The 2,368-nt window shown below is 37.4% G+C and carries 2 protein-coding genes; both read left to right on the top strand.

The genetic code is table 11. The features are described 5' to 3' along the window. Window positions 1–196 precede the first annotated feature (196 nt). Window positions 197–1,348: an IS21 family transposase gene (gene istA / locus IWX83_RS16985; protein ID WP_196831342.1), complete on the top strand. Its 1,152-nt coding sequence runs from the start codon at window positions 197–199 to the stop codon at window positions 1,346–1,348. A 21-nt stretch (window positions 1,349–1,369) separates the two neighbouring features. Then, window positions 1,370–2,104, top strand: a complete 735-nt coding sequence (gene istB, locus IWX83_RS16980) for an IS21-like element helper ATPase IstB (protein WP_196831341.1) — start codon at window positions 1,370–1,372, stop codon at window positions 2,102–2,104. Window positions 2,105–2,368: the final 264 nt, after the last annotated feature.

Below are 2,368 nucleotides of genomic sequence, written 5' to 3'. Positions count from 1 at the left end.
CAGGGAAAAGAATTAATTTTCTTTTCTTTGTTCTGAAAAAATATTTCATCTTCATTTGCGATTCCTGACTCTCGCATTTATTAATTGAATTCAAGACTTATAAAAATTAGTGAAAATGAAATTATCAAATCTATTACTGGATATGATTATTATTTAGAAGCTTATTACAGTATTTTCAAAGGTTAAATGGTATTATATGCCTACTACCCACAAAGCAGTGGAAAAGCTTTTCATTGATTATGCTGGCAAGAAACTCCATATCATTGCCCAAGAAACAGGCGAAATAAAGCCGGTAGAAGTCTTTGTTGCGACTCTTGGCGCAAGCCAATACACTTACGTGGAAGCCTCTTTTTCTCAGCAGATACCCGATTTTATAAGTAGTGTTCAAAATTGCCTGCATTACCTAGGGGGCGTTCCTGCTTGTATTATTCCTGATAATCTAAAATCGGCAGTAACCAAATCCAATAAATACGAACCCCATGTAAATGAACAGTTTGCCTGCTTTGCTTCACATTACGACACTTCAATAATGCCTGCCAGAGCCTTGAAGCCTAAGGACAAATCCTTGGTCGAAGGTGCCGTAAATATTACTTACACCCGCATTCATGCGGCTCTTCGAGATAAAGAATTTTACAGCATTACGGAATTGAATTTGGCTATAAAGGAGCTTCTTTTGATTTACAATCAAACCCCTTTTCAGAAAAAACAGCACAGTCGTACCGGTCTTTTTTTAGAAATAGAGAAGGATGCTTTAAAGCCATTGCCTTTGGAGAAATATGAACTGAGAGACTATAAAATCGCCACAGTACAGAAGAATTGCCATGTCTATTATGCTGCTGACAAGAACTATTACAGCATACCCATTACCTATATCGGTAAGAAAGTAAAGTTGATCCTCACCCAAAGCGTAGTGGAAATCTACCACAACCAAGCTCGTATTGCTCTTCACCCGCGCAGCCGCAAGGCTTACCATTATGTGACGGTAAAGGAACATATGCCTGTGAGTCACACCTACAATGCCGATTGGAGTTCGGAATATTTTATCACTTGGGCGCAAAAGATAGGCACTTCGACCAAAGAATACATCGAGAAAATATTGGATAAAAAACAGTATCCTGAACAGAGTTATAAGAGTTGCTTGGGAATATTGAGCATGGCAGCCAAAATAGGAAAAGAACGCCTGAATAACGCCTGTAAACGTGCGCTAAGCTACGATGCGGTAAGCTACAATTCTATCAAAAACATTTTAGAGAGAGGCCTTGATAAAGAAGAAGAAGAACAACTGGATTTATTCAACGCCTCCATATCGAATCATGACAATATCAGATGGTCACAATATTACGCTTAACATTTTAAATCAAATCAAAATATGAACACAAATGCCACTATCGAAAAGATGCAGAAAATGCGTTTAAACGGAATGAAACGAGCTTATGAATCTTCATTCGAAACCAGAAATCAAGATACATTTACCAACGATGAGTTTATTGCCTGGCTCATCGAATCCGAAGATAATCACCGCAACAACAGCCGAACCGAGCGATTACTCAAAAATGCAAAGTTCCATTATCAAGCGTCTTTAGAGGAGATAAGCTATACCGATGACCGCAATCTTGAGCGAAACCTTCTTACCCGTTTATCGGACTGCTCCTTTATTGACCGAAATGAAAATCTAATCATCACAGGCTGTACTGGAACAGGAAAGAGCTTTTTAGCAACAGCCTTGGGACATCAAAGCTGTATCAAAGGCTATAAAGTACTTTACTATAATTTGGGCAAACTCTTCCAGAAATTAATCATGGCCAAAGCAGATGGCTCCTACATCAGGGAACTCACTAAGATAGAGAATCACGATTTGTTGATTATCGACGACTTTGGACTACAAACGATCAATAATGAAAAGCAAATGATATTAATGGATTTGGTAGAGGATAGAAATCAAAAAAGAGCAACCATTTTTTGCTCACAGCTACCGGTGAAAAACTGGTATGATCTCATTGAAGAAAAGACAATCGCAGATGCCATCTTGGATCGAATTATCCACTCGGCAATCCGCTTTGAACTCAAGGGAGAATCCATGAGAAAAAAAATGAAAAAACAATAAAAATTTTTGTCTAATTTTAACCCAAGAAATCAGCATCAAAACCACTGTACACTTTGCTCCGGAATGAGGTGTCCACTTTCATCGGAATAGTCATTTTAAGCAAGATTTTGGATCGAGCTAGAAATTTTATAATTAACAAATGAAGTGTATTATTAAAAACTCAATCTGTTAATTAGGGTCTGCTTAGAAACCCTATTGGTTTGTATTTCAATTCTGTATAGTTATATTTGATGAATTAAGCGCAAGGTTTTATGATAAAAAGTT

Origin of the sequence: Flavobacterium sp. CG_9.1, from assembly GCF_015751645.1 — a bacterium.
Lineage (GTDB): Bacteria > Bacteroidota > Bacteroidia > Flavobacteriales > Flavobacteriaceae > Flavobacterium > Flavobacterium xanthum.
This window is presented reverse-complemented; position numbering and strand designations above follow the sequence as displayed.

What these genes read in the sequence shown, in the direction of transcription:
- istB (WP_196831341.1), top strand. Translation starts at nt 1,370, where the DNA reads ATGAACACAAATGCCACTATCGAAAAGATGCAGAAAATGCGTTTAAAC.
- istA (WP_196831342.1), top strand. Translation starts at nt 197, where the DNA reads ATGCCTACTACCCACAAAGCAGTGGAAAAGCTTTTCATTGATTATGCT.